Origin of the sequence: Promicromonospora kroppenstedtii DSM 19349 (assembly GCF_000515355.1) — a bacterium.
Classification (GTDB): Bacteria; Actinomycetota; Actinomycetes; order Actinomycetales; family Cellulomonadaceae; genus Promicromonospora; species Promicromonospora kroppenstedtii.
In genome coordinates this window covers 17,297-18,685 of the sequence record NZ_KI911710.1, presented here as the reverse complement: position 1 = coordinate 18,685, position 1,389 = coordinate 17,297, and the positions used below count along the sequence as shown (strand labels likewise).

The following is a 1,389-nucleotide window of genomic DNA, read 5'->3' as shown; positions in this document are numbered from 1 at the left end:
CGCCGAGACGACGTCGCCCAGCACCGCGGACGCCGTGGGCCGGCCGCCGGCGCCCTGGCCGTAGAACATGAGCGGGCCCGCGGCGTCGGCCTCGACGAAGATCGCGTTGAACGCGCCCTTCACGCCCGCCAGCGGGTGCTCCAGCGGCACGAGCGCCGGGTGCACGCGCACGGCGACGCCCTCGCCGGTCTGCTCGGCGATGGCCAGCAGCTTGACCGCGTGTCCGGTCCGGGCGGCCCATGCGACGTCGTCCGAGGTGACCCCGGTGATGCCCTCGCGCGCGACGTCGTCGGCCGAGACGCGGGTGTGGAAGGCGAGGCTGGCCAGGATCGCGGCCTTGGCCGCGGCGTCGTAGCCCTCGACGTCGGCCGTGGGGTCCGCCTCGGCGTAGCCGAGCTCCTGCGCCTGCTTGACCGCCGCGTCGAGGTCGAGGCCGCTGGTGGCCATCTGGTCGAGCACGTAGTTGGTCGTGCCGTTCACGATGCCCAGGACGCGGCGCACGTGGTCGCCCGCCAGGGACTCGCGCACGGGACGCACGATCGGGATGGCGCCCGCGACGGCGGCCTCGTAGTAGATGTCGACGCCGGCGGAGTCGGCCGCCTTGTAGAGCGTGGGGCCGTCGGCCGCGAGCAGCGCCTTGTTGGCGGTGACGACGGCGGCCCCGCCCTCGATGGCGCGCAGCAGCAGGGTGCGGGCCGGCTCGGTGCCGCCCATCACCTCGACGACGATGTCCGCGCCGTCCACGAGGGACTCCGCGTCCTCCGTGAGCAGCTCACGCGGTATGGCGGCGTCGCGGGGGCGGCTCGCGTCGCGGACGGCGATGCCGGCGAGCTCGAGCGGCGCGCCCGCGCGGGCGGCGAGATCGGTGCCCTGCTCCAGCAGCATCCGGGCCACCTCGGTGCCCACGACGCCACAGCCCAGCAGTGCGACACGCAGCCCGCGGGCGGGCTCGGGGACAGGCACAGCGATCCTGCTTTCGTCTTCGGGGGACGTCCGCTCCCGGTGCGGTTCCGCACGGGCCGGGACGATGCGACCAGGGTAACCGGAGCGTCCGGCATGCGGGCGCTGTGTCTCACGACAGGTGTTCGCCGAAAGGAGAACGCCTGCCGGGAACCCGCCCCTCGGTCGAGGGTGGTTCCGGACAGGCGTCCTCACTCGGCGGGGCGGGCCCCGCCGGCCGGCCTCAGGCCTCGTTGACTCCGTGGCAGACCTTGTACTTCTTGCCCGAGCCGCACGGGCACTGCGCGTTGCGCGGCGTGCCGGGGAACGTCCGGCCGTCGCTCGTGGCGGCCGTGGCCTCGCCGTGCAGCGACGCCCGGCGACGGGCGCCGTCCGACGACTGCATGAACGCCGAGCCCGAGCCGTCCTCGCTGGGGGCCGAGTAGGTCA

2 protein-coding genes are annotated in these 1,389 nt (G+C 74.8%); both read right to left on the bottom strand.

Features of this window, described 5'->3' with window-relative positions:
* Positions 1–963, bottom strand: a 963-nt coding sequence (locus PROKR_RS19485) for a homoserine dehydrogenase (protein ID WP_036966002.1), incomplete at its 3' end; no start/stop codon positions are given.
* Between the two features lie 220 nt (positions 964–1,183).
* The coding region (locus tag PROKR_RS35515; protein ID WP_036965999.1) for an SEC-C metal-binding domain-containing protein at positions 1,184–1,389 on the bottom strand (206 nt) is incomplete at its 5' end.